This window comes from Aliikangiella litoralis (assembly GCF_052495765.1).
On sequence record NZ_CP199292.1, the window covers coordinates 4,850,100 to 4,874,754 of the forward strand.

Annotated in this window: 25 protein-coding genes; 9 read left to right on the forward strand and 16 right to left on the reverse strand. The window is 34.7% G+C overall.

The window, feature by feature from the left end; genetic code table 11:
- Positions 1–139 precede the first annotated feature (139 nt).
- Positions 140–1,750, reverse strand: a complete 1,611-nt coding sequence (locus ACT5E3_RS20160; RefSeq protein ID WP_444995359.1) for a PKD domain-containing protein — start codon at positions 1,748–1,750, stop codon at positions 140–142.
- A 474-nt stretch (positions 1,751–2,224) separates the two neighbouring features.
- On the opposite strand from ACT5E3_RS20160, the gene ACT5E3_RS20165 reads away from it, so the two are divergent.
- Together ACT5E3_RS20165 and ACT5E3_RS20170 are read left to right on the forward strand one after the other, a co-directional pair.
- Positions 2,225–3,712 carry a serine hydrolase gene (locus tag ACT5E3_RS20165; protein WP_444995360.1) on the forward strand — a complete coding sequence of 496 codons (1,488 nt, stop codon included), beginning with the start codon at positions 2,225–2,227 and terminating at the stop codon, positions 3,710–3,712.
- A 75-nt stretch (positions 3,713–3,787) separates the two neighbouring features.
- Positions 3,788–4,675: a hypothetical protein gene (locus ACT5E3_RS20170; protein ID WP_444995361.1), complete on the forward strand. Its 888-nt coding sequence runs from the start codon at positions 3,788–3,790 to the stop codon at positions 4,673–4,675.
- 338 nt (positions 4,676–5,013) lie between these two features.
- Here ACT5E3_RS20170 and ACT5E3_RS20175 read toward each other — a convergent pair whose 3' ends face one another.
- A complete protein-coding gene (locus ACT5E3_RS20175; protein WP_444995362.1) occupies positions 5,014–5,457 on the reverse strand; it encodes a DUF2690 domain-containing protein in 444 nt (147 codons plus the stop codon).
- A 448-nt stretch (positions 5,458–5,905) separates the two neighbouring features.
- Here ACT5E3_RS20175 and ACT5E3_RS20180 point away from each other — a divergent pair, with 448 nt between their 5' ends.
- A complete protein-coding gene (locus ACT5E3_RS20180; RefSeq protein WP_444995363.1) occupies positions 5,906–7,279 on the forward strand; it encodes a winged helix-turn-helix domain-containing protein in 1,374 nt (457 codons plus the stop codon).
- A gap of 93 nt (positions 7,280–7,372) precedes the next feature.
- On the opposite strand, the gene ACT5E3_RS20185 is transcribed toward ACT5E3_RS20180, so the two are convergent.
- Positions 7,373–8,020, reverse strand: a complete 648-nt coding sequence (locus ACT5E3_RS20185; protein WP_444995364.1) for a hypothetical protein — start codon at positions 8,018–8,020, stop codon at positions 7,373–7,375.
- A gap of 171 nt (positions 8,021–8,191) precedes the next feature.
- The gene (locus ACT5E3_RS20190) at positions 8,192–8,785 is read right to left on the reverse strand and encodes a hypothetical protein (RefSeq protein WP_444995365.1); all 594 of its coding nucleotides are present in this window, start codon (positions 8,783–8,785) and stop codon (positions 8,192–8,194) included.
- A gap of 591 nt (positions 8,786–9,376) precedes the next feature.
- Between ACT5E3_RS20190 and ACT5E3_RS20195 the strand changes: the two genes are divergently transcribed.
- A complete protein-coding gene (locus ACT5E3_RS20195; protein ID WP_444995366.1) occupies positions 9,377–10,390 on the forward strand; it encodes a hypothetical protein in 1,014 nt (337 codons plus the stop codon).
- 206 nt (positions 10,391–10,596) lie between these two features.
- On the opposite strand, the gene ACT5E3_RS20200 is transcribed toward ACT5E3_RS20195, so the two are convergent.
- The 6 genes from ACT5E3_RS20200 to ACT5E3_RS20225 form a co-directional block, all read right to left on the reverse strand.
- The gene (locus ACT5E3_RS20200; protein WP_444995367.1) at positions 10,597–10,899 is read right to left on the reverse strand and encodes a hypothetical protein; all 303 of its coding nucleotides are present in this window, start codon (positions 10,897–10,899) and stop codon (positions 10,597–10,599) included.
- A gap of 586 nt (positions 10,900–11,485) precedes the next feature.
- Positions 11,486–13,054 carry an ATP-binding cassette domain-containing protein gene (locus tag ACT5E3_RS20205; RefSeq protein WP_444995368.1) on the reverse strand — a complete coding sequence of 523 codons (1,569 nt, stop codon included), beginning with the start codon at positions 13,052–13,054 and terminating at the stop codon, positions 11,486–11,488.
- 4 nt (positions 13,055–13,058) lie between these two features.
- Positions 13,059–14,477 (reverse strand): GTPase HflX, encoded by a 1,419-nt coding sequence (gene hflX / locus ACT5E3_RS20210; protein ID WP_444995369.1) that lies wholly within the window; start codon positions 14,475–14,477, stop codon positions 13,059–13,061.
- 554 nt (positions 14,478–15,031) lie between these two features.
- Positions 15,032–15,769, reverse strand: a complete 738-nt coding sequence (locus ACT5E3_RS20215) for an RNA methyltransferase (RefSeq protein WP_444995370.1) — start codon at positions 15,767–15,769, stop codon at positions 15,032–15,034.
- Positions 15,770–15,975: 206 nt separating this feature from the next.
- A complete protein-coding gene (locus tag ACT5E3_RS20220; protein ID WP_444995371.1) occupies positions 15,976–16,122 on the reverse strand; it encodes a hypothetical protein in 147 nt (48 codons plus the stop codon).
- A gap of 65 nt (positions 16,123–16,187) precedes the next feature.
- Positions 16,188–16,337, reverse strand: coding sequence for a hypothetical protein (locus ACT5E3_RS20225; protein WP_444995372.1), 150 nt, complete (start codon positions 16,335–16,337; stop codon positions 16,188–16,190).
- A gap of 183 nt (positions 16,338–16,520) precedes the next feature.
- Here ACT5E3_RS20225 and ACT5E3_RS20230 point away from each other — a divergent pair, with 183 nt between their 5' ends.
- From ACT5E3_RS20230 to ACT5E3_RS20250, 5 genes are all read left to right on the forward strand, one after another.
- Positions 16,521–16,982: a GNAT family N-acetyltransferase gene (locus ACT5E3_RS20230; protein ID WP_444995373.1), complete on the forward strand. Its 462-nt coding sequence runs from the start codon at positions 16,521–16,523 to the stop codon at positions 16,980–16,982.
- Between the two features lie 206 nt (positions 16,983–17,188).
- Entirely contained in the window at positions 17,189–17,476 is a 288-nt protein-coding gene (locus ACT5E3_RS20235) for a DUF6916 family protein (protein WP_444995374.1), read from the forward strand.
- A gap of 133 nt (positions 17,477–17,609) precedes the next feature.
- The gene (locus tag ACT5E3_RS20240) at positions 17,610–18,119 is read left to right on the forward strand and encodes a phage tail protein (RefSeq protein ID WP_444995375.1); all 510 of its coding nucleotides are present in this window, start codon (positions 17,610–17,612) and stop codon (positions 18,117–18,119) included.
- An 11-nt stretch (positions 18,120–18,130) separates the two neighbouring features.
- Positions 18,131–18,655: a phage tail protein gene (locus ACT5E3_RS20245; protein ID WP_444995376.1), complete on the forward strand. Its 525-nt coding sequence runs from the start codon at positions 18,131–18,133 to the stop codon at positions 18,653–18,655.
- A 10-nt stretch (positions 18,656–18,665) separates the two neighbouring features.
- Positions 18,666–19,202, forward strand: coding sequence for a phage tail protein (locus ACT5E3_RS20250; protein ID WP_444995377.1), 537 nt, complete (start codon positions 18,666–18,668; stop codon positions 19,200–19,202).
- A gap of 200 nt (positions 19,203–19,402) precedes the next feature.
- Here ACT5E3_RS20250 and ACT5E3_RS20255 read toward each other — a convergent pair whose 3' ends face one another.
- The 6 genes from ACT5E3_RS20255 to ACT5E3_RS20280 form a co-directional block, all read right to left on the reverse strand.
- Positions 19,403–19,552: a paeninodin family lasso peptide gene (locus ACT5E3_RS20255; protein ID WP_444995378.1), complete on the reverse strand. Its 150-nt coding sequence runs from the start codon at positions 19,550–19,552 to the stop codon at positions 19,403–19,405.
- 72 nt (positions 19,553–19,624) lie between these two features.
- Positions 19,625–21,532, reverse strand: coding sequence for an asparagine synthase-related protein (locus ACT5E3_RS20260; RefSeq protein ID WP_444995379.1), 1,908 nt, complete (start codon positions 21,530–21,532; stop codon positions 19,625–19,627).
- Positions 21,532–22,548: a hypothetical protein gene (locus ACT5E3_RS20265; RefSeq protein WP_444995380.1), complete on the reverse strand. Its 1,017-nt coding sequence runs from the start codon at positions 22,546–22,548 to the stop codon at positions 21,532–21,534. The genes ACT5E3_RS20260 and ACT5E3_RS20265 overlap by 1 nt, the downstream gene beginning before the upstream one ends.
- A complete protein-coding gene (locus ACT5E3_RS20270) occupies positions 22,496–23,404 on the reverse strand; it encodes a 2OG-Fe(II) oxygenase (RefSeq protein ID WP_444995381.1) in 909 nt (302 codons plus the stop codon). The genes ACT5E3_RS20265 and ACT5E3_RS20270 overlap by 53 nt, the downstream gene beginning before the upstream one ends.
- Before the next feature lie 81 nt (positions 23,405–23,485).
- Positions 23,486–23,770: a PqqD family peptide modification chaperone gene (locus tag ACT5E3_RS20275; RefSeq protein ID WP_444995382.1), complete on the reverse strand. Its 285-nt coding sequence runs from the start codon at positions 23,768–23,770 to the stop codon at positions 23,486–23,488.
- A 20-nt stretch (positions 23,771–23,790) separates the two neighbouring features.
- On the reverse strand, positions 23,791–24,627 hold the full coding sequence (locus tag ACT5E3_RS20280; RefSeq protein ID WP_444995383.1) for a hypothetical protein: 837 nt from the start codon (positions 24,625–24,627) through the stop codon (positions 23,791–23,793).
- Between the last annotated feature and the right edge of the window lie 28 nt (positions 24,628–24,655).

Genomic DNA, 24,655 nt, shown 5'->3' on the forward strand with positions numbered 1-24,655 from the left:
TTAAATTGTCACAGACAGCAGTATTCAGCATTAATTCAATGGATTATTTAGGCTACGGTTTAGAAAACAACTTGTTTGGGAGAGGAAGCAATTAAAACGGTTGAGCAACAGTTTAAGTTATAGTTGCTCAACTTATAGACTAACTACAAGCAGAAACCTCAATACAAACTGTAACAAGCGCAGAATCTTGAGCTTTATAAATACTATCATCGGTTACGGTCAATCTAAAAGTAACCACATCACCCGAATAAGCTGGCGGAAATTTAACTCGCACATTTTTTTGATTGGGTCTGCTTAATATTAGAGGCTCTCCACTTACTTGTTTCCATAAGTAAGTTTTAACCTTACCATCAGGATCGAAACTTTTAGCACCACTTAATAATAACCTTTTTACTCTCTTTGCTTCTTTATAATAGGCTTTTGCGATAGCTTTAGGCGGCTTATTGGGTAAACTCGTTACCACTAAGCGAGCAGGTCGAATCTTGTTATAACTAATTTTTTTCCCACGAATAATAATATCTTCTCTATCTGAAGCAACCACTCTCCGCGAACGGCCAAACTCACCACCATTATTACCAAGCTCACCAAGTGTGTTAACAATCAGAGTAAGCGGAGAAGTATTAGACCAACCGATAGCATCAACCAGCTCTTGAGTGATATGCTTGAGATCGGGTGACTCCCAAGTGTCTCCTAAATGCCATGGTAATTGACCAACCAAATTCCATTGAGCCGAATGAGTTGTTAGTGGGGTATACTGGTGAGGCATTTGGTTAGAAAAATCGTTAGATGTGTTGCTTTTATGAGCCTTAATTTCTAATTTAAGTGGCGTGTATCCGGGACCATCAACTGCCAATAATAAACGAGCAGAATTAATATCCATTGACGGTGGCAATTGAGGTGTTTTGAAATGAAAACCACTAGTAATTGGTGTACCATCTGCACAAAAACCAAAGTAATTTTCATTATGGTTAGAGTTAGCATCGCAACCCACTAATGGATTTTGTCCTGCATCATGATCACTCTCAATCACTGAGTTATTACTAATAAAAGAACTATTAATAGCCATACCATGATATTGCTTTTTAGCTTGCTCCAAATCAGAGAGATTAGGCACACCAAATAATTTAAAATTATAATTTTTTCCATTAATAACAAAGTTTTCTAATGGTGCATTTCCTGATGTACAATTTGAGGATGTATAAGCACTAATATGAATATGGGCATAACCATTGTTCCCATTACCTTTATCACCAACATTGAACTTACCAAGTACTTGATAAGCTTTTACTCGTTGTTTTTCTTCAACATATGGCTTAAAGTGGCCTAGCCAAAGACTGCCTCCAGAATCCAATGATAAACATACCGCATCACCGAAATCACCATTACGAAACCCGTCAATTACACCATCTCCAGGCGCAAAAATATACTCATCACTCACACCTGTATCAGTACCAGTACTACACAAACCGCCATCTGATGGACTATCAGCTCGCAAACTAAAATCTAAACTGTAAGTAAAGTCTGGATCTTCTCCATTATCATTATTATGAGAAGCATCGACCTCTGGAGAGGGATTTGGTGTATTATAACCTTGACAAACATACCAGGTTTGTCCGGTATCAAAAGGCAGAAATATTCCCCGCTTAGTTCCTAATTCTTCAGCAGCATAAGCTTGTGGTAAAAAGAATAGTATTATAAAAATTAAAGTTGAAAACCAATGTCTGATTTCTTTTTTTACTTGATATTTCATTCGCGTAAACTCCTGTTTAAACTTAAAATAAGTGATTTTCGAGTTTAGATTACTGCAAACATCAATCTAACAACTATTAACTCATATGTTCTTAAAATGCTTATTGTTCTTCATCAATAGATTAAAAAAGTAACACTTTAATTAATAAATTATCATTGAGTGAGTTTTTAACCAAAACTAAAATAACGACTATCTATTTTCAGTTTATCTTGAAATTTTGAGTTGCCTTTTATTGTTTTTGTTATCTTGTTCTATATTGTTTATTAGCCAATAAACATAGCTAATTTGACTAAGTAACAGGCAATTAATATTGCTAATCAATTAACCTAACGGTATATTCTTTTACTCACGTTCAAAATATTAAAAACCATACTATTTAAAGAGAATAAAATGAAACTGACTCTCTTCTATAAATTGCAACTCTTCCTCTTTTTGACACTCTCACTAACTTTATCCGCTAAAGATTTTGCTCCAATGAGCGAACTTGAGATTGATAAGCTTGTCAATCAAGCCAGAAAAGATTTTAATGTACCCGGTATTGCTGTTGCTATTGTAAAAGGCAATAAAACACTGCTTGCTAAAGGATATGGCTTAAGAAATATAAAAAAAAATAAAAAGGTAACGGCAGATACACTTTTTCAAATAGCCTCTAATTCAAAATCAATGACTGCGGCGTCATTAGCCTTACTAGTTGATGAAGGTAAGTTGGACTGGAATGATAAAGTTATTGATTATCTACCCGAGTTTCAACTGTATGATCCTTACGTTACCCGTGAATTTACTATCATCGACTTACTCACGCACAGAAGTGGTTTGCCTTTAGGTGCTGGAGACTTACTACTATTTCCAGATAGTGAAAATACCTCTTTAAAAGATGTTTTCAAAGCTTTAGCAACGATAAAACCAGTGAGTAGCTTTCGCTCTGAATATGCTTATGACAATTTAATGTATTTACTGGCAGGAGAAATAGCTGCTCGAGTTTCAGGTATGAGTTGGACAAACTTTGTTGAAAAGCGCCTTTTCGAACCACTAGGCATGAAACATTGTCGTGGAGCCCACACTAAAGTCTCCAAAAGAGCGAATCAAGCTACACCTTACGTATACGTTAATGGCAACTATTCACCCTATCCTTATGAAAGCCACGAATTAACTGCACCTGCTGGTGGTGTTAATTGTAGTATCAATGATATGGTTAAGTGGCTTAAGATGCAGCTTGCTTATGGTAAGCTACCAAATGGTAACCCATTAATCAGTTTAACTAACCATCAAGAAATGTGGTCACCAAAGACCATTATAGGAAACCGCTTCGAACAAAAGCCGAATAGCCCAATAAATATTCGTCATTACGCGCTTGGCTGGACGATTTACGAATCAATGAAACATCAGATAATTGCACATACTGGTGCGTTAGGTGGCATGCTAACCTCTATGTTATTAGTGCCTGAAAAAGAAATTGGTATATTGGTATTTACTAACCAACAAAATGGCTATGCGCGAAATGCAATTATTTCACAAATCTTACAAGGGTTATTAAAGAGCAAGGCCAAACGAAGTTATCAAGATTATGTTAACCTTTCACATAAAAAATCCACAGACGCTGAAGAAAAAATGCAGGCTATATGGAACTCTAGAAATATAAAAGCACAACATAGTCTACCTTTAAAGTCCTATGCTCAAACTTATGTTGATGAGTGGTATGGAAAAATCAGCATTCAACTATTAAACGATAAACTTTATTTTAACTCAGAGAGAAGTCCTGGTTTAACCGGTAAAATAAAACATTTCCAATATAACGCCTTTATTGTCGAGTGGGATAATCGGAGCCTTTTTGCTGATGCATACTTGATATTTAATATCGATGAAAACGGAAGAATAACTCAGTTAAAAATGAAAGCGTTTGATCCAAGAACTGATTTTAGTTTTGACTTTCATCACTTGAATTTTAAACCAATACAAAAATAATAATAACCAATATTGTAGCTCAATAATGAAAAAACGATCCCAAACAATTTATTCGATTAATCAGAGGAAATAATCATGGAAATAATGAATATAATCCAAGAATGGAGCTATTCAGTCATTTATCTTGGCTTAGCCGTTTTTTGCTACGTACAAATTCCCCAAAAAGCCGGAAAACTTATTTCACTCAGCTTTATTATTCATTTTATTGGCTCCTTAATGTGGCGAATATTTACATTTGCTTATGATTCTTTTGGCCTTGAAATCAGAGAAGTCAATTATCAAGTTTTAGGACTATTAAGCTTTTTCCTTAATATTATTGGCTCTGCTATTTTTGTTTATGGAATAGTTGCTCTCACTCAAAAATCTACTTTAGCCAATCAAAGCGATCAATCATCAAAAATAGGTAGCACAAAAACCTATCTAATATGTCTCTATTTAGGTTTATTTATACTGTTAGTTGGCAGTATATTATTAACCGCAGGCTATCGATATACCAATACAGGCATTGCTGTACTAGCTTTGGGGTTAGTGTTATTGCTTACAGCTAATATTCTTTTATTAATTTTACTTTATCGTTTATGGCGCTTTACAATAGAAAATTCAAGACTAAATGGATTGGAGCCCTCAATAGACTCTCCAGGAAAAGCAGTTGGCTTTTTGTTTATTCCTATTTTTGCTTTATATTGGGTTTTTAAAGTTTTTGCTCAACTACCTAAAGATTTAAATGCTCTCGCTGAGACAAAAAAAACACCAATAGCTCTACCAGAAAAGATAGGGCTTTTCATCGCAATTTTAACCGTTGGAGGCGTCATTCCTTATTTAGGTATTGCCACCTCGCTAATTACAGGCTTTATTTTAATGCCTGTTTTTGTAAGTCAATGTATAAATGCCTGTGATCAAATTGATAATTGCATAGGGACAGAAGAGATTGGAGCAGTTGATTATACTACGGGCATTAAATAATACTTTAATAAATAACATCAAATTAGCATGTATTTAGAGCCTGATAATGGGGACTATATTAAGAAAGAACAAATTTGAGTGCTTTTTAAAATATAAGGTTTATGTTTTTCATGCATATAAGATATTTATTATAACAAGTCGGGCTCTCTTAGTGAGAGTTTAATCCGACTTGCTATTAAGAAAGAATCAATTTTTGACTAAGTTAAGAGAATAAGTATTGTCTTTCATGTAAACACACATTAGCAATGTAGACTTTCAAATTTTTCAGGTTAAATAAAAGTATTTGTTATCATCCTCTATTGCTTTTTACTCTATCTTTTAACTTAAAAGGTGTCTCTCTAGTTCTGGTAGTAACCAGTGCATGCTACCCCCCAGCTATTATTGCTTGAAAGTCGTACATTTCCGCAGGCTTTATTGGGGAAACTTCCCCACATATCACCATAAGACCATGTTGTATTTCTAAGCCCATAGTAAGTATCAAATATAGTTTTGTCACTGGAATTTCTTAACCACGAAGAAAGGTTTTGTGCTCCAACATAACTAGTGGTTCTTGACCAGGCAGCTTTACAAGCAGCTGAATAACGATGCTCAACATAGCCTAATACATTATGGGTCACAGAGTCTTTAATATTTTCACTCGAAACAGTTTGAGCATCAGCATAACAGCCCCAATCAACTGGATCTCTGCCATTGCATTCTGTTGCAGTACAAAGAGCAAAAACTTGACTCGACATAAAAAGTAAAGTACTAGATAGAGATATTTTTTTTAATTTGTTTTTCATTTTGGTTCTCCAATAGTTTAGTTAATTGAATTACGACGCCGTATTTTAATTAGCGTTTTTCTAAAATTTTGCCTTTGATGAATACAACTAAAAAAACATTCAAAAAAGATAAAGCAAACATGAAAGTATTTTCATATCACTCCATTAAATACAGTTACCTGAAGCAAGTATGTTGTTCTATCACTCCAAAACGAGATATTCACTTTTAATATATTTACGACACCAACATTAAAAAAAATATACACTCACAACCCTTCAGTTTTTTGTTGATAAAATAGCTAATATTTTCGTTTTAGGCAGATAAATAAAAAGCCATTTAATCAATTACTCTATGTAAACTGTATTGCAAAATTTAATACCTAGAGTGCCTAACACGAATGATGCAAACCATATATAATCTATTAAAAATTTATTAGAAATTTATTAGCTGATGATAACTTGTTGATTTATGAATGAAAGTACAATTATGCGATTTGGTAAGTTTACATTTTGCACTCAATCACTGGAGTTGAGGGCAGAAGGTGAACCAGTATTACTACAACCTCAGCCCTCTGAGTTACTTGCTTATTTACTCTCTAATGCTAATCGAATTGTAACTCGAGAAGAGATACAAGAGCACCTATGGCCAGGACGTCATGGTGTATTTGATCAAAACCTAAACTTTTGCATTAATAAATTACGCACTGCGTTGCAAGATAGTCCTCAAACACCACAATTCCTAGAAACGATACCTAAGCGGGGTTACAGATTTAAATTACTACCATTCCAAAAACTGCCACTTCGAAAGAAGCTCAATAAATATTACTCAATTAAAAGAAGTTTTTTTTGGCTTATAGCGCTATTATTTTTATCAGGAATATTGTTTGTATTAAGCACCAACAATGGTAAACCTCAAAATAAAATCAGCAATGCTTTAATGGATTTTAAACGCGCAGAATATTTACGAAAACAATATACCAAGGAAAGTATTGAGCGTAGTCTCCCTATCTATAAATTAGCACTTGTAGAAGACCCAAACTTTGCAGCAGCTCATGCAAGCATTGCTTTTTCGTTGTATTTTTTAGGAAAAAAAGCTGCCCTTATTGAGAGTCATATCGAAAAAGCGTTAGCGCTTGATAGCACAAATGAAATGGCGTTACTCATTAGACTTGCATTAACCTTTTGTAATTATTGGGATATTAACGAAGCCCATAAAATGGCTGAACATCTATTAACTATCAATCCACAACATGTAAGAGCGCTACACTATTTATCTCTTACAACGTCTATTATGGGAGATATGGAAAGAGCAATTGATGCTATCAATCGCTCACTAACAGTTGATCCGGGAGTCACTCAAGTTAACTCCCATGCAGGTTGGATGTTTTATTTAGCCGGAGATTTAACTCAAGCACTAAAACATTGTGAGGCCAGTGTACAACTTGAACCTAATTGGACAGCGGGTCATCAATGCACTATTCAGGCAGCTTCAGCAATAGGCCTAGATAATACTGTTATCACTCATATAAAAGAGCTACTACGTATCAACAAAGCATCTCATAAAACAATTCAACAATTTAAACACATTTCTGCAAAAAAAGCGCTTAATGATTACTATCGATGGGACTTACAACATCAGTTAAATAAGGCAGAGCCCAATCACTTTTTTATCGCTCTAGCATATGCTCGTATTCAAGATTATCAGAATGCATTAAAACAGCTAAAACTCGCTAAAAATCAAAAACACATGATGCTTCCAACAGCGTTTATATTTCCAGAATTTTCATCACTCAGAAATAATGTTGAATTTAAAGAAATAATGAGAGCTGTTAAGTTAAAGTGAAACTTCAACCGTTCATCCTGAACAAAAATGGCTTTCTTAAAAAAACATTTTTGTTCTCATTAAAGTTAACCTTGATATATTCTATACCTAATTTTATAAGCTCGCTAAATAAGGACCAAGATCTAAAGAAGCTCCCCAATGAGGTAATGGTCCAATAATACGAGGTGGTGAAAGATTAAAACCTCCGGCTACATGGCCATTGACCTTAATTGCGCAACCCGATATAAACATTCGTTCGATAATTTTTTTGATTTGCGCTGTCGTTGGTACAGGCCCTAAACGTACCAAACCACCAGAACGATGACGACGGCGAACCATACCTCCCACATTAGTAAATTCAACATGACAATGACCAACAATAGGAACCGCATTCATCGCTAAAAATGCAGCAGGCGGTGCAACACCATTGGCTAATAGGTTATAACCAACATTCCTTGCACCAACATTTGGAAAAAAACGATGGGTTTTATTGGTTGTCGTATAATCAATCAGCGGCCCATTTGGATGAGTTGTTCTAAGGCGCCCACAGGGGGACCCATTTTGCAGATCTCTATTTTGAGCAAAATAAAGCGTGGGTGTACGGCCTGCACTATAAGTCGCATAACAAAAATTTTCAGCCTTAAATAGTCCGAGAATTTGTGACTTTAAAACCCCATGAACATTATCGCGAAAAAACGGAATCTTTGAATTAGGGTGTCGAATGGAACGGGTTGCTGCGCGAATTTGAGCCCATGATGGCATGTCAATCTCCTAGACAAAATGTATTAAATCTTTAATAACTCCTGTTGCAATAATTTTAATCGATTCAAAGATTGATTCCAAACCCTAAATTGAGATATTAAATATTGGAATACAAATAACAAAAAAAGGCTAAACCTGAACTCGAAATAAAAGAATTCAGGTTATTTAAGATTATTGCATTTTTGGATCGTTTTGAATCGATGCCCATGCGCGAAGTGGTGCGGCTTCGATACCAACTAGTACTTTTTTACCCGCTCTACCACGAGGATTTGCCATAACAGCAATTCTTGCGCTTCCATTTCCATCCCAAATCCCCATGACTTGAGGTGCTCCAATTTTTTGAGCATCCATCAATAATTTCATCGATACATCTTTAAGTGGATCAAATCCCCAAATATCTGTGATATGTCTTTGACGAGTCAGTGACTTCCAGGCATCTTTAGCTTTATCGTTCCACTCTTTATTCGTGTCATGAGTACCGACATGAGCAGCACGAAGCTCCCCACGACTGCGATAACGGAATAAATAACAACCGCTCATATAACCAGTAATAACTGGAAGCCCTCTCATACCACAATACGTTGTTAAACCAGGTACATAATAAAGCAACGTGTGCTGTATCATTTTTCCACTCGTACTACGCAATATTCGATTTTTCAAACGCTGTTTTTGAACTTTGTGCCATAAATTACGTAAATCACCAATATTATTGTTGCTTTGAATAGGATCATCCATTTCTTCGCCAACAAAATCATAAATATTCATTTTCTTATCTATCTCCTCATCAATAAGGGAATACTTTCCCATTTCCACTTTAAAATATTTAACCGCTTAGTTGTTGCTTACTTTTTAACTTAGCAATTTTTCAATTTGCTAGTTCCAGAGTTAGCACTTTGAAAAATCTCATTTTAGTAAACTTATACTTTAAACTAATCACTAATTAAACTTTTTTTGTAGAATAACCCCCTATTAACTCAAAAAGAGATACATGGGTGTAGCGATTAAAAACAAATATTTCAGCAAAGCGCCTAATACAAAACACCCAACAATAATCAGCGGAGAGTTTTCACAACCAAGTAATTTTTTGCAAGCACGCTTTTTGATAAAACTGTATATATCGTTTTCAACACGCTTTATTGTTTAAAGAGATTTAATCCAATTTATAGTTGATTAGCGATAGAGTTTAACCTAATGTTTAATTGGGTTAAGGGAGTGTTGCGATTTCAAGCTTAGTAAAAAGATAACGATTAGAAAGATAATTTATCAACAAAGCTTATCTATATAACAAAACTAGGTTAATTCCATTTTTGTTATTGTTGCTGCTTGTAACAATTAGCTTTAAGAGGCGTGATCTCAATGAAAACTCTCGAAAACGAACCGAAACCATCATTGCATGGCCTTAAAAATATGCAAAGTCGGGATAGTAAGATTAAACTAGAAGGCAACTCTAAACTCATTGAGTCTTCTCATCAGATTACTTCTGAATTAGTTAAACAATGTAAAGCAATGATTCAGTACTCTCTTTCTAATGGATTAGAAGTTGAACCAACTATCGTTGATAATTTGTGCAGATTATTAAATCAGGATAACGATAATATCAGCGGAGAAGATGAAATAAAAGAATTAACTTCCGTTCATCAGAAGTTATCACGAATAGTTTATCCAGCAACACCACGTACCATTACTTTATTAGACAATGAACGAAGTCGGCAGCCTTTATTTTACTTTTTAGGTCCTGTACCTTTAATTCGCCAACTATCAATTACATCCTTAGTTTTCTTGATACTTTTAATACTCACCTCATTGCATGCAAGTGTAAACACGGATAATATCAGGTTGGGTTTGCTTAATTCGGCTAACAGCACTTTATTTTTAAACCAGCTTTTTTTGCTATGTTCAGCTGGACTAGGTGCTTCTTTTTCTGCTTTATTTTTAGCCAACACTTATGTTTCAAAAACTACCTACGATCCGCGTTATAACTCTAGTTATTGGTCTGGTATGATTTTAGGCATAATTGCTGGCATCATTTTGGTTGAATTACTCCCTCCAAGTTTTTTTGAAGAAGGCGCAATGAAAAATTTTGGCAAACCAACGATTGCTATGCTGGGTGGTTTTTCTTCTAAAGTCGTCTACCGTTTACTACAAAGACTAGTAGATGCTCTCGAAACTTTAGTCAAAGGAAAAAACAACTCTGACACTGAGTACCAAAAACAAATACTACAAGCTCAAACATCAGAGCAAAAAAAACAAGCTAATGCAGAAACTGCATCTAGAATTGTTAGTATATTAGGTCATCTGGATAACTTAGATAATCAGGCAATCAAACAGCAATTAGGTGATTTAGCAGAAGAGTTACTGCCTAAAGAATAAAAAATATTAATATTTTATTCTTATAACCTTTATTAAAAGTTTAGTTATTCAGTGCGAGTTATATATTGCTCAAATAAATTTTTTCCGCTATGAGAACAAAAATATAACTTCGTATAGTCAATCGACTCTCAAAAAATTAATAACTGAAACAGGCAGTTAAATTACTACCTGTTTACATAGAGTGTTATTATAAACTATCAAAAAATCTAGTTACCCGTGTAAGTTACCTTTGCTTGCATTTCAGGATAACGTTCAACAACCGCCCTAGATGATTGTCGACTTAATATTAAATGCTCACTTTCATCATTGTTTTTTATATGATGAGAAAGTTCATCGAGCAATTGAGCTGCCAGTTCTAAATTTTTAGGTCGACAATCTTGATTAGTGCCATGAAGTGCATGATGAATAATAAGCATTAAATCATCAGTACTAGAAGATATAATTGTGTCACTATAAGAGGCAGATACCTTTGCCTTCTTAGGTAATTTAAACTCTAATATTGTGGCCATTAGTTTCTCTCCATAGTTATTTAACAAATTAATAAAAATTTATTAGAGGCTTACAGAATTGAACTTACACAAACAATAATAACTTTCAAATGCTGAACAAAGGATTAGCAACAAACTAACAATCACATTTGTCCATTTATCTAGAACACTTATAAAAACAGCTTTTACGTAAAAAATGATTTGAATAACTGACTGTAAAATCAATTAGAAGGCATTTATATTTAGACTACTGATTTATTACAATCAACAAAATATTTTAATTTAGAACTCACTCTATTTAAAGCTTAATGTGAAGAATCTATTTGAATAGCTTTATAAAAGTGAACCATACAAGTTGTACTCTACACACACTCATCGCATATGTCAAAATCAATATGCAATAATTAACATTTCATAACACTTCAATAAATTCAAAAAGAATAACTAGGTCCCCCCCTAAACAATAATCAAGTTGCATATTAATTATAGTACAAAATTAAAAATTGACCATTTATTAAACAGTAATATTCTTTTTATTAATCTAATTTAATCCCTAAACAAGCAATAAAATGGATAATAGCTAACAATTGTTAGCTATTATTTGTAGTTATCCAAAACTACCTAGCTTTATATATCGATTGATACCAATACTGTCTAAAAAACAATCATCATGTCCACTAATTAACAGTCCTCCATGCCACTTATTTAACAAAGAAACAATAGATTTTTTAGCCATACGATCTAAACTATAAGTCGGCTCATCCAAAATTAAAAATTGAATACTCGGCTGTTTTGCAAAAATAGCAATCAGTGCAGCTCTGGTTCGTTCACCAGGGCTTAGTGTCGATAACTGCCGTTTAGCCAAGGCTAAGGGGAATTGATGTTTGGTTAATATTCCAGCAACTTCCTCCATTGTTATTAATTTTGATTGCCTATATAAATAGCTAACTAAACTTTCTGACAGTTTCCAATTTTTTGCAGATTGCAATATATAACCTACACGCTCTAAATGTGACTCAACCAAACCAGATGTAGGTTCTAATTCTTTTAACAAGAGTCTTAGTAAACTGCTTTTTCCTGAGCCATTTGGTCCCACTATCGCTAGACGCTCTTTATAGATAGATAAATTTAAATTATTAAATAAATGGTTATTACCAAAAGATAAACTCGTATTACGTAATTTAAAAAATAACAGATTACTTTGCTTATACTGTGTTGGTAAATTTGGCGTTAATGGCAACTCTATAAAAAGCTTCCTCCTATATGCTTGTACATAATTTCTCTGTTGAGAAATTTTAGCATGACGAACTTGAGCTACTCTCGCTTGGCTTTCTTGAGCATAACCTTTTTTTGCATTAAGACGCATACGAGGTGTCATTCTATCTAACTCACTAAGCCTTCCTCGATTTATTTTCTGCACTCTACGATAGTTAATTTGCTTATTCTTAAACTCTTCAATATTGAGTGAATTAATTTTTCTCTCATATTTTTTTTGAGCTTCAAGCTGTTTAATATCTCGATGCTTTTTTAATTCGGAATAAGAGCATTGATAATATTGTCCTCCTGATTCAGTAACAACCCAAAATTTTCGAAAACAATTAAGTAACCTTGTATCGTGAGATACGACAATCACCCCTTTATTGCAGCTAGACAACCACTCAATCAGCCATATAACTCCCCGCTTATCAAGCGCTTCGGTTGGTTCATCAAGCAATAACAAGTCAGAGTTTCTTAGCTTAGCATTTAATAAATTTAATTTTCTTAATTCACCACCACTAAAACCAGCACCGTAATAAAGTTCTGAAAATGTTCTAAGCCCAATACTTTTCAACTCTGAATCAATATTCATTTGAAACAGGTTTAGATTTAAAAATAATTCATCCATATAATCTGAATTACTAAAACTATCACAAGCCGAACCATCATAAGATTGCAACTCTTGATTGACCAACAATATACTTTTAGTTGAATATATAACGCCCTTATCAGGTTCTCTCACATTAGCAAGCACATCAAGCAAAGTCGACTTTCCAACACCATTGCGACCAATAAGCGCAACTTTTTCATAAGATATATTAATATTAAGTTGTCTAAATAACATTCTGCCACTATTGGAAATAATATCTATATTTCTTGCATCGACCAAGTCATATTTTAATTGTCTATTTTTTTTCATTTTATCACCTACTTAAAAAATTCATAATACGTTTAATCGTCGCTTTACTGGCCTCAATGATAAACAACGTTCCCAGCTCACTAGAATCAGCGCTTAAAACTTTTGAACCAGAAAAAATCATTGAGATTGCTTTTGTATTATGATGAGGTACAAAGATCTTTTTAACTTTCAGTGTTGAGTAGGCTTTAGAAACAATAACATCTCCTAGCCTTTTAATATCAGCTTTAGAATGGGTGCTCACTATAACATACGGATGATTACCAACTATACTTAGTAAGTCCGCCGCATGAGTGTCAATCGTTTTTTTTCTTAAACAGGGCTGTTCTTGACTATCACTTTCATCTACAGGAAACTCAAACTGATCAGATTTATTCAGTATATAAAGTCTTGTTTTTTTATCCGCGTTTAATTTAGCGAGCATAGATTCTACTGTTTGCATATGCATTTTACATTCATCATCAGACAAATCAACGACAATAAGCAACAGGTTTGCTTCTAGTATTTCAGCCAAGGTAGACTCAAAACTTACTAATAATTTTTCAGGTAAATCTCGAATAAAACCAACTGTATCACTCAATAACAAATGTCCACCTCTATCATTCTTTAACCTTCGAGTTGTTGTATCAAGTGTTTCAAATGGTAAGTTTTTAGCTGAGAGATTAGTATTTGTCAGCGAATTCATCAAGGAAGTTTTTCCTGCATTTGTATATCCGACCAATGCCACTTTTTTACATTTTATTCGAGACTTCCTTTGATTTTTACCAGCTTGTTTTTGTTGACGCAGGTACTTTTTCAAGATCAGTAAACGCTTATCCATTTGGCGAGCAATTAGTTCAGAAGCTGTTTCTCCAGCACCTTTACCACAATTAATACCACCAGTCTGCTGATCCATGTTTAAGCCAATCCCTCTAATTCTAGGTCGAAGATATTCAAGCTGTGCAATTTCCACTTGGCTTTTTGCAGCTCGAGTTTTAGCATGCGACATAAAAACATTAAGTATAATTGCTTCGCGATCACTAATAGAAAGCCCAGTTAAAAACTCTATATTTCTCATTTGTGACGGACTTAGCGGGGCATCAACCACAAGCAAATTTGCGCCCTTATTTTTTGCTTCAATAGCAACTTCAACTAAAACACCTTGACCCACTAATGTTTTAGGATTAGCTCTTTTTAATTGATAAGTTTGTTGACCAACGACGTCATCACCAAGGCTACTGACCAAACCTAAGATTTCACTGAGCTTATTATTTTTATTAGCAGTAGACTCTGTAACAATAGACAAAATATAACATTGATTTTTATTAACCGATGAAGCTCTATGATGGTCTTGTTTTTTCCAAACATCAATCACCCTCTCTAATTGCCCATTGTCGGCTAATGGCACTTCACGGTGAGCTTCAACTGGACTTGATTTAAATTTCATAATACTTACTCCTTACTTTTCAGTTAATTCATCTGAAAAATATATCTTTACCTAAAGGACAAACTTAATTACAACCCTCTTTTTTAAAGGCGAACAAATACGCTCACTACAAACTCAGGCAGTTATAAAAAAGAAAAACTGTTAATAGGGGTTATGTATTTAAAATACTAAAAGCATATTTGATTTAAAATCATCGACAAAACCTCGACAAAACATTACATCAAGAATAAATTGATTCGTGTTTAAATTAATTATTAAAAATTATATCTTTCAAAAATTCATTCAATCTTAATCTAAGAAAGATAGAACATAATTTTTAAATACAAGAAACTCACGCAAACACAAAATATATCTGCGCCATTTATATTTCCGACAGAAAGTTCTTTGTCTTGTTAGCTCAAGAAAAGAAATTGTGAATTGATAGATTGATGTTCATGATGCACCTCCAAATTACTAGCAAAATGCTAGATGTGCAAAACCTATTTTATTTTAAATCGTAATATTTTTCCACTATTATTTAACAAAGCTTTAAAACTTTAGTTCATTTCAAATATTTAATCAGAGCTACCTCTACTTAAAGCTTTTATCATACCTTGTAATAACCCAATATCTTTAGCCGAAGGCTGCGCTCGATTAATAAAGGTTCTCAATTTTTTTAATGTATCAGTATTTTGTTCTTCTCTTATATAGTGACGATTTTTTAGCTCTGACTCTAAGTAGCTATAAAAATAATTCAACGCTTGTTGTGTAGCAAAAACTGACATACCTTGATTCGAATCAACTATCACAGTATTTTTCTGCCCTACCGCCTTAAACAACTCATAGCAAACAATTTGTACGGCGGCAGCCACATTTAAAATGCTATAATCAGGGTTTCCAGGAACAAATAAAATTTGTTGACATAAGCTCAACTCATGAGCACTCATACCATCTCTTTCACCACCAAAAACAATTGCTACTTTTTCTGCGTTATTCTTTTTTATCCATTGAGCGGCTTGTTCTGCTGATTTTTGAGGCCGAGAAAAAGTGTGCGTTTGACGAGCACTGGTAGCAAATACTTGAGTACAATCAGCAATCGCATTTTCAAGTGAACCAACAATAGTTGCTTGTTCTAAAAGCTCCACAGCTCCTGCCGCTCGGCTAGTTGCATCATCATTAGGAAAAGCACAGGGATTAACAAGGAATAGTTCATTCATTCCCATCGTTTTCATAGCTCGAGCAGCAGCACCAATATTGCCAGGATGATAGGTGTTTAATAACACAATACGTATTTCTGATAATTTATTTTTCACAGCGTTAGCAAATTAGTTTTAATTTGCTCGAATACTAACAAAGTTTAAGTAATAATTTAAGCACGATTTGAACTCTGGCCTGTTTTAATGGCTGATAACGTAGTGGCTTATAAAACCAAGCACTCTCCGCAATAAGACATAAGCCCACTAACAATAATAATAGCCTTGGCAGCGCTTTAGAAATCTTTCCAACTTGAACGACTTGACTACCTTTTTGGCAGCCACCGAAGGCTTGACTGTTCTGCTTCAAGCAGCATGGCTTTTTCAATCACAGGCTGTAACATAACAGCATCAGAACCTTTAAGCTTATTTCGTTCAAGCGGCTCAGGCAAGGCAGGCAATTGTTTATGCATAATGATCTCACCACTACTTCCCTGATATGGTACTCGCCCGGTCAGCATAAAGTAGAGAATAGTCCCTAGCGCATAAATATCTCATCTGTATCAATATGACCTTCACCTGAAATTTGTTCTGGAGCAATATAAACAACTCCCATTCCACCATCAGCCAATATTGATTCTATCTGGTAAGTGCTATTAAATATTTTTTCTATAAGCGGGTCAGTCATAAAGCTAATTGCTTTTATTTTATTTATTGAAATTTTTACTATAGTAATGATAGTGTGTTATTGAAGACTCAGTTTAAAAATAGGGTATTCGTTAATTTTTTATTTAAGTTTATGTACTTACTGTCGCTTTTACTTTCAATAATAGAAATTACTTTAGAAAAATAAAATTTGTAGGAAACCATAATGATTACATTAAGAACCTTTACCGAAACAGATATAGACTTTCTTAAACAAGTTTATGGCGCTTCTCGTGAACGGGAGCTAGGTGTATTAAATTGGAGTAAGCAACAAAAAGATGATTTCATTCAAATGCAGTTCAATGCCCAACACCATTATTACCAACAACATTACAACGAAGCAGAGTATTCGATTATAACAAAAGACGGGATTGATATTGGTCGCCTATACTTGGACCGTAGGAATGATGAATTCAGGATTGTAGATATCGCTTTACTGCCAGAATATTGTAATCAAGGTACTGGCAGCTATCTTTTGGAGAAAATATTTGATGAAGCCAGAGAGCTAAAACTACCAGTAAGAGTTCATGTTGAAAACTTTAATCCTGCACGCCGACTTTATGAGCGGTTAGGGTTTAAGCCAATAAAAGAAGGTGACGTTTATTTGCTAATGGAATGGAATAATTAATTAATCACCTTAGCATTCAATCAATATTAAAATGCATATAAAAAACAAAGCTTGCAAAATAATTCATTTTAGAGATTTTTAAAAGAAATAATGACTCCTTTTAAACTAAAAATTGTTTTTTTAAAACAAGTGGTCTAAAAGTAAATAGACTTATTTAATATTTTCAGTTTTAGGTCGTTACTCATAGCGGATAGAAGGACTATATAATGGAACAATTTAACTATAAAAATCTTCAAACTATTTTAGGTGAAAAAGTAACTATTGTTGATAATGAAAAAAATGAAATTGAGTTTACACTCAGCGAAGTTAATACAGGCATTGAACATAGTGAAAAACGCGAAGTATTCTCAGCCGTTTTAACTTGTGAAAACAAACCAGAACTCCCTCAAGGAACTTACGAATTAAACCATAAACTGTTTGGCTCTCTCCCTCTGTTTGTTTGCCCTAATAGTGAGACCGAATATGAAATTATTATCAACCGTGAAATTGTATAACTAACCTTCTTGAGGGTAGCTATCAGCCATTCTATTCAGGTATAAATGTGTGCGGAATATTGGTTTGCTGGTAGCCCCTAATTGAAAAAATAAGACTACAAGTAATACTGTATAAGACAAAGGAGAGTAAAAAATGTCAGAACCTTTTATTGGAGAAATCCAGCTTTTTGGTTTTAATTTCGCTCCGCGCAATTGGGCAAAGTGTGACGGCCAAATATTGCCCATTAATCAAAATCAAACACTTTATGCACTGCTTGGCACAACTTTTGGTGGCGACGGGCGTACCAGTTTTGGACTGCCTGATATGAGAGGGCGAACACCTGTTCATCACGGAGACGGACTTTCGCGAGGAGCAAAAGACGGTGCAGAATATGTGACTATCACTACTGCAACCATGCCTGCACATACTCATGCATTTCAAGCTAGTACCAGTCCAGGTAATGCCAATGGCCCCAAGAATGATAGAACTTTTGGGATTGATCCTGATGGTGATAATTTTTATACGAATGCCGCTAATCTCACTCAACTAAATAGTGCTAGTGGCTCGTTTACGGGCGGTGGCCAATCTCATACTAATGTACAACCCCTTCAGGTCGTCAATTTTTGTATCGCCTTGCAAGGTCTTTTTCCTTCTAGAAACTAAGGAGCTAAACAATGTCAGAACCTTATATTGGGCAAATAAAACTGATTGGTTTTAATTTTGCTCCTCGCGGCTGGGCGTTTTGTGATGGACAACTTTTGAGTGTTAGTCAAAATGATGCTTTGTTTTCTCTTTTAGGCACTTTCTATGGAGGAGATGGAAGAACCACTTTTGGTTTACCCGACTTTCGTGGACGCCTTCCCGTTCATCAAGGGCAAGGGCCAGGGTTAAGTAATAGACCTATCGGGCAAAGAACAGGAGTCGAAGATGTCACACTGCGGGTTAACCAAATTCCACCCCACAATCATCCTATGCAAGCCTCGAAAAACCCTGCAACCAGCCCTATGCCAAGTGGTGAAATGTTAGCAAACCTTGACCCGACACTTTATTACGTTGCGCCAGATTCTACTAATCAGACAGAATTATTACCAGAAGCCGTTCAAAATGCGGGCGCTAACTCCGCTCATACAAACTTAATGCCTTCTATGGCGCTTAACTTTGTTATCGCATTACACGGCATTTACCCATCGAGACAATGAGGACAAAACAATGGCAGAACCTTTTATAGGCGAAATACGCTTGTTTCCATATAATTTTGCACCCAGAGGTTGGGCATTTTGTGATGGCCAGCTATTACCCATAGCAGAAAATACTGCATTATTTTCTCTTATAGGCACAATTTATGGTGGAGATGGACGCACAACGATGGGATTACCTAACTTAGTATCACGAGCAGCACTTGCTGAAGGTAGAGGGCCTGGTTTAAGCTACTATCGCTTAGGTGAGCGAAGTGGAACACCAATGGTGACTCTAAGCGAGGCGCAGCTACCAACTCATAATCATGCGGCTAATGTTATGCGAGCGCTTGGTACTAGTGGTGAGCCTTCTAATACTTTAATGGCAGGTATAGATAATGTCCCAACTTTTAGGCCCTATGTTAAAGATGCAGCTTCTACACAAAAAATATATATGTCTTTAGAAATGTTGTCAACTTCAGGAGGTGGTCAAGCTCATGAAAACCGACAACCATTTTTGGTGATACCTTTCTGTATTGCTTTAATGGGGTTATATCCATCGAGATCATAATTTTGTTTGCGGAGCGATTATCGCTCCCTGATAATATTTTTAAAAAGCTCAAGTTCAAGGAAAATTATTACCACCACAGTAAAACTCAAAGAAATGACTTGATAATCTCAAGTAATAAAATACCAGCACACCCTAGATATAGAGCCTATAGCCCTATTTCATTTTATTAAACAGTAAATTAACAATAAGCAATTGGATAATTAAGATGCATAATTGGTAGTATCTTCATCGGCAATACCTGCTCCACCTTTGGTCTTTTCAACATCTAAAATCGATAGTTCCGGCTTTTGCCAAACATCTTTGTTTGTTAAATTATTTTCAGTAGTTATTTCTTGATCTTCTTTTTTCATAATAGTAATTCCAAATAAAAAACCATATAGTATTCAAGATAAGTATAGACTAAAGTAACAGAATTAAAAAAGTTATAGCGATACTTTTTGCCACAACAAAAACGCTATAGTTCGAATAAAGATCTTTTGATTAAACCCTGTAGAATTATTTGGTTGTTCTGCAATATTTATCAAGCAATCCTCAACGTATTTTGTATGAATATAAGAACTTACTAACTCATAGTCTTTAGAAGTTGAGATAACTTTTTTTAAGCTTTTTATATCTATTAAAATCCGCTGAAAAACAGTAGGAATAGTTGCTCGACTTTTATCATGACGCAAACGAATTTTATCTGGCAAAATTCCAATCATTGCCTGACGTATCATATTTCGCTTAACCCCATTAGTTACTTTGAGTTTAGAAGGGTATGCCAGACAAAATTGTAATAGCCTGATATCAAGTAAAGGATAACGATAATCAACCCCATAGGATGCAGCCCCAACCGCAGAGTCTTCTAAGCGATATAAAACATGGGGCGAATTAATCACATCGTATTCACGTTGTTTAATATTGCCAATATGCTTTCTTGTTGGATTATCGTAGTAACGCTTTGGATAGCCTTGTTGTTCTACAAAATATCGTTCGACTCCCAATTGCGCAATATAATCTGGCCAACTTTTCTCAAACCTTTTTTTAGCTCGATCTTTCACTCCAAATTTATAAACAGCAATAGAAGAAATCAAGATTTTCAAAAATTGTCGCCAATTTTCAGTTAATGAAGCAGCCAAGCTTATAAACAGCCGCCACTGTCCATTTCTAACCAGCTCTTCATTCCAACCACTCCCAGAAGAGGTCACTAACTGATCACCACCAAACCCCGACAATATAGTCCGGTGCCCATTGTTTTTTACTTGCCCAAATAAATCATCGCCGAATTGACTTAAATCATTTCGGGTAGGTCCGGAGTGAATTTTCATAGAATACTTAATCGCACCAATGATACCTAAACCGTTACTTGTCACTGGATAATGTTTAATATTACTATGCAAGTTAACCAGCTCTTTCATATAGTCACTTTCATCATCATAAGGAAAAACTTTTCCTTTAGTTTCTTCACTCATTACATGAGAGTAGGCATGGATCGTTTTTTTCTCTAATAATGTTGCTGCAATAGCAGCAATTGAAGTTGAATCCAAGCCACCACTTAACTCAGAAGCAGGCTCACCATAGGTTCTCAAACGGCATTTTACTGACTCAAACAATAATGATTTAAACTGACTTATATACTCAACCTCAGACATTTCAGGAAGTTGATAATCAAAATCTAATTGCCAATATCGCTGATAAATCTCTGTATTATCTTCTTGCTTATTACTTGATAGCAACAACCAATGTGCGGGCGAAAAAGATTCTATGTCGAGATAAAATGTCGTATGATAGTCTACTTTAGTCACGGTTAAAAAATCAGCTAGCCACTGTTCATTCATTTGTGGTTTCACCCAAGGAAGCGCTAATAAAGCCGCCTTGTTAGAAGCAAACGCAAAATGATTATCGTTCGACGCGATAAATAATGGTCGTACACCTAAATGATCACGAATAACAAAAAGTGCATGTTTGGCGCTATCATAAATAGCAATACAAAAATCTCCAAGTAAGTACTTACCAATTTCAGTGTTCCATTTTTGAAATGCTTCAAAAATTAATGTCTCATCTGTGGTTTTATCATTAAACGGTAGCTTTAATAACTGAGCCAGTTCAACTCTATTATCCAAACGACCATCAAAAACAAGATAAAGTGAATTAGTTTCACTATAAGGTTGTTTAGCCAATGGGGATTGAGGCGTGTTATATCTTTGTAAACAAGATAAAAAACAGGCTCCCTTGTGAATGTTTGACTCTCTATCTCTCGGCCAAGGAGCACAAGCATTTAACATAAGCTCGTTCCACTCAACAGGAAGGTCATGAGCATTTTTATCAAATACGCCAAATATTGAACTCATCAACTCTCCTTGCAGTTTAGTTCAACCAACTCACTCAATTTATCATATTCTTTTAATAGTAAATCTAATATTGGCTGATTAGCTTGACAAAATTTTTGTAACTTTTCTTCACAAACTGGCTGATAGACTTTTTGTTTCCATTCTCCTTTTTTTGAATCCCAAGTATCATTCCAACCAAAGCGTTTATTTATTTTACCCAAAGAAAAGTAAGCAACAATCTCGTCAAATCTCTGATTAATATCATTATAGTCACAATATTTTTCACCTTCTAATACAGCACTATAAATTGACTTTAAGCACTGAAGATAGATTTTACTAGCACGTAAAACTAATTCATCAGTTTGTGACTCTAGCTCAACAGAAAAGTGAGGTAAACCTTCATAGTAAAAATTCTCAGAAATATAACGAGGAGGCTTTCTTACTAATGACTCAATAACAGATTTTGGTTCTCTACCGAGTAAAAGCACTTGAGAATTTGAAAAATCACGATTAATCTGTTTTCTTTGGTTTAAAGCATTACTCGTTAATTTTACAACTAAGGACTGCCCTTTCTCTCTTGCCAACTGTCCCCAAGAAAGTAACGTTTTTTGTGCCACCTCACTTTGTATATCAGGACTAATAACACTTTCCACTTTATAGATTGCGGTAAAAAATGAAGGCTCACCTAAAACATAAAAGCGTTTTGTCGATTTTAAATTTTGACTCAACAACGTTGAACCACATCTAGAAACATGAAATAAAAAACCAATACTAGAAAGTTCAGACTCTATCAGAGGGGTTTCTGCTAACCATGTACTTAAGGGTAATATTTTTTCTGGGCAAATCTTATTGGGTAATGCATTAAGTGAATCACGAATAAATCCATAAGCAAAGTTAATTTTTCTCACATCAACCAGATGAACTAATATATGAGGTCCGGCTTTAACAAACTTAATTGGTACAAAAACAGGAAGCTTTACCATACTAATGAGTTTTTTCCATAAATCGTATATGTCCAGCCACAGCCATTCTACCATCTTCAAAATCCCCCGAAGGCATTATTACAGGAGAAACAGCATGATAATAACAGCTTGGCATTGCAATGAAACGGTTATGCTTTGCTTCAATTTTAGTGAATTTTCCTTCCTTATAAAACTGGTTCTCTACATCGGTATCAAATGCAAACAAATCACCACCACTAAATTGTTTAGGTTGCCGACAAAAATAATACAACCATGATATTACCCGTTTAGAATCCCCAAAAAGCGTGGTATTATCGGCATGAGTTTGAAAAAAACCACCATTGATATGATTAGTGATTTTCATTTCACCAGTTTTCATTTTAAAAGATGAAATACCAAGCATTTCACAAATTGAATCGAAGTTATTAGCCCAAAAGTCAGCAAATAAATTTTTATATTGTGCAAGCTCATCAAGCACCATAGTCGCGCGCTTGTTAGGAGCATAATATGGGTTATTTGAATCAATATTAGCTTTTCTAAAATCATTTTTATGTGCTAATACATGTTCTAAGATAAGATTAATTGATTCCGAAGTTAAGAAGTCATCAATAACAACTAATGGTACAGTCGAATATTCCATATCTACTTGTATCGACTTAAAATTTAAAACCCTTAAATCAGGGTTAATTAATTGATCACTGTGAGAATTTAATTTGATGGGGTTATTGGTTATACCAAGTTGTTTATAGACATCATTAACCGCTTCCAATTGACCTGATTTTCGTAATAATTCTGCTTTGAACTTGAGTAATTGAGCATTATCTTTATTAGTCTTCAACTTGCCATCAAGCGAAGCAATCAGGCCATTATTGATAGTTAGATCACTCAGTTTATCTAACTTATCATATTGCTCTCTAGCTTCTTTATCCATATACAAGTCCTTGGATTTATAAATCTAAAACTATATTTAATCTAACTCTATATTAATTTATGATATACCCACAGTGGCTTTTTAACCTAAAACAATCAACTTTTCACCTTTAAGCTTTTCTATAAACGAAAGGACATCCGTTTCACATTCTTTATGCTCTACAAGAAAGAGTTGCTGCATTTCTTCTACAATATTCGAGACAACTTTTGGACTTTCTAGCAAGCTCCAAATTGCCGACGCCTGCTTATTCAAATTAATATACTGCCCAGTATCAATTGACATCAACACCATCTCATTATCAATAATACAATCTAATATATTTTCTTTACGTGAAACAACAGCATCTATTGAAATTTTATTTTTCATCCTTTTTCTCCTGCGTACTATTACGCTTCAGTTAAACTGATTAAAAACTGTTGAACATCAGTTAAACTATTTACAACCTCAGGTCTTTTTAGCTTAACGACTGGAACCTTATCGATCAATTCAGCACAATTCTTAAAGTTTTTTCGAAGTTGCTTAAAGCTTAAAAATTTTTTTCTATAAGTATGTTTTTTTAAACAAAACATTTTTTCCATACTCGTCATGCTTAGCTTTTGTACGTCGTTAATTGGACTTTTTTCTAAAACAATAACACTTGTGACTTTGCAAGGAATACTACAAAATTGCTTCTGTAGCGGGTAAGCAAACTTATCAACACCTTCTCTTACAGGTTTTAAGCGTTCTGTTTTGATATTTAATTTTTTTGCTGCATCAGCCCAAACTTTTGTTTGAGGGTAAGCAGGCATAACCCATGCACCATCACTTTTAAAATCAATAACGGCCAGATCATCACTAATCAGCTGATATCCATGTTTGAGCAGTTGATTCGCGGTTGTCGATTTACCCGCTCCAGAACGTCCACAAATAACGATCGCATCAGAACCATTAGTTAATGCACTCGCATGTAAAGTTAATCGATTACGTTGATGCTGGACTGCACCAAGAGCACTCCCCAACAAAAAAAGCCTTATTTGATGAAAAGAGGCCGATGGGGAGTCTGGAGTGATAGTAATTTGATTACCATTTTCAACCAAGAAAGTAGCGACATCTTCTACTTTAAATAATAGTTGTGTCGCGTTAACCTGTCTGTTTTTTTCTTGTCTTTCTATCGTCTCAAGGCTATCTGGAACCTGACCTATAAACACGGTTATATCAGCAGCTTGTTTGTCAACTGAAATCAATTCGGGACACTCCACTTGCGAAGCAAGC

Coding starts and splice junctions, on each gene's coding strand:
- ACT5E3_RS20160 (WP_444995359.1), bottom strand. CDS start 1,750: ATGAAATATCAAGTAAAAAAAGAAATCAGACATTGGTTTTCAACTTTA.
- ACT5E3_RS20165 (WP_444995360.1), top strand. CDS start 2,225: ATGAGCGAACTTGAGATTGATAAGCTTGTCAATCAAGCCAGAAAAGAT.
- ACT5E3_RS20170 (WP_444995361.1), top strand. CDS start 3,788: ATGGAAATAATGAATATAATCCAAGAATGGAGCTATTCAGTCATTTAT.
- ACT5E3_RS20175 (WP_444995362.1), bottom strand. CDS start 5,457: ATGAAAAACAAATTAAAAAAAATATCTCTATCTAGTACTTTACTTTTT.
- ACT5E3_RS20180 (WP_444995363.1), top strand. CDS start 5,906: ATGAATGAAAGTACAATTATGCGATTTGGTAAGTTTACATTTTGCACT.
- ACT5E3_RS20185 (WP_444995364.1), bottom strand. CDS start 8,020: ATGCCATCATGGGCTCAAATTCGCGCAGCAACCCGTTCCATTCGACAC.
- ACT5E3_RS20190 (WP_444995365.1), bottom strand. CDS start 8,785: ATGAATATTTATGATTTTGTTGGCGAAGAAATGGATGATCCTATTCAA.
- ACT5E3_RS20195 (WP_444995366.1), top strand. CDS start 9,377: ATGAAAACTCTCGAAAACGAACCGAAACCATCATTGCATGGCCTTAAA.
- ACT5E3_RS20200 (WP_444995367.1), bottom strand. CDS start 10,899: ATGGCCACAATATTAGAGTTTAAATTACCTAAGAAGGCAAAGGTATCT.
- ACT5E3_RS20205 (WP_444995368.1), bottom strand. CDS start 13,054: ATGAAAAAAAATAGACAATTAAAATATGACTTGGTCGATGCAAGAAAT.
- hflX (WP_444995369.1), bottom strand. CDS start 14,477: ATGAAATTTAAATCAAGTCCAGTTGAAGCTCACCGTGAAGTGCCATTA.
- ACT5E3_RS20220 (WP_444995371.1), bottom strand. CDS start 16,122: ATGCATAAACAATTGCCTGCCTTGCCTGAGCCGCTTGAACGAAATAAG.
- ACT5E3_RS20225 (WP_444995372.1), bottom strand. CDS start 16,337: ATGACTGACCCGCTTATAGAAAAAATATTTAATAGCACTTACCAGATA.
- ACT5E3_RS20230 (WP_444995373.1), top strand. CDS start 16,521: ATGATTACATTAAGAACCTTTACCGAAACAGATATAGACTTTCTTAAA.
- ACT5E3_RS20235 (WP_444995374.1), top strand. CDS start 17,189: ATGGAACAATTTAACTATAAAAATCTTCAAACTATTTTAGGTGAAAAA.
- ACT5E3_RS20240 (WP_444995375.1), top strand. CDS start 17,610: ATGTCAGAACCTTTTATTGGAGAAATCCAGCTTTTTGGTTTTAATTTC.
- ACT5E3_RS20245 (WP_444995376.1), top strand. CDS start 18,131: ATGTCAGAACCTTATATTGGGCAAATAAAACTGATTGGTTTTAATTTT.
- ACT5E3_RS20250 (WP_444995377.1), top strand. CDS start 18,666: ATGGCAGAACCTTTTATAGGCGAAATACGCTTGTTTCCATATAATTTT.
- ACT5E3_RS20255 (WP_444995378.1), bottom strand. CDS start 19,552: ATGAAAAAAGAAGATCAAGAAATAACTACTGAAAATAATTTAACAAAC.
- ACT5E3_RS20260 (WP_444995379.1), bottom strand. CDS start 21,532: ATGAGTTCAATATTTGGCGTATTTGATAAAAATGCTCATGACCTTCCT.
- ACT5E3_RS20265 (WP_444995380.1), bottom strand. CDS start 22,548: ATGGTAGAATGGCTGTGGCTGGACATATACGATTTATGGAAAAAACTC.
- ACT5E3_RS20270 (WP_444995381.1), bottom strand. CDS start 23,404: ATGGATAAAGAAGCTAGAGAGCAATATGATAAGTTAGATAAACTGAGT.
- ACT5E3_RS20275 (WP_444995382.1), bottom strand. CDS start 23,770: ATGAAAAATAAAATTTCAATAGATGCTGTTGTTTCACGTAAAGAAAAT.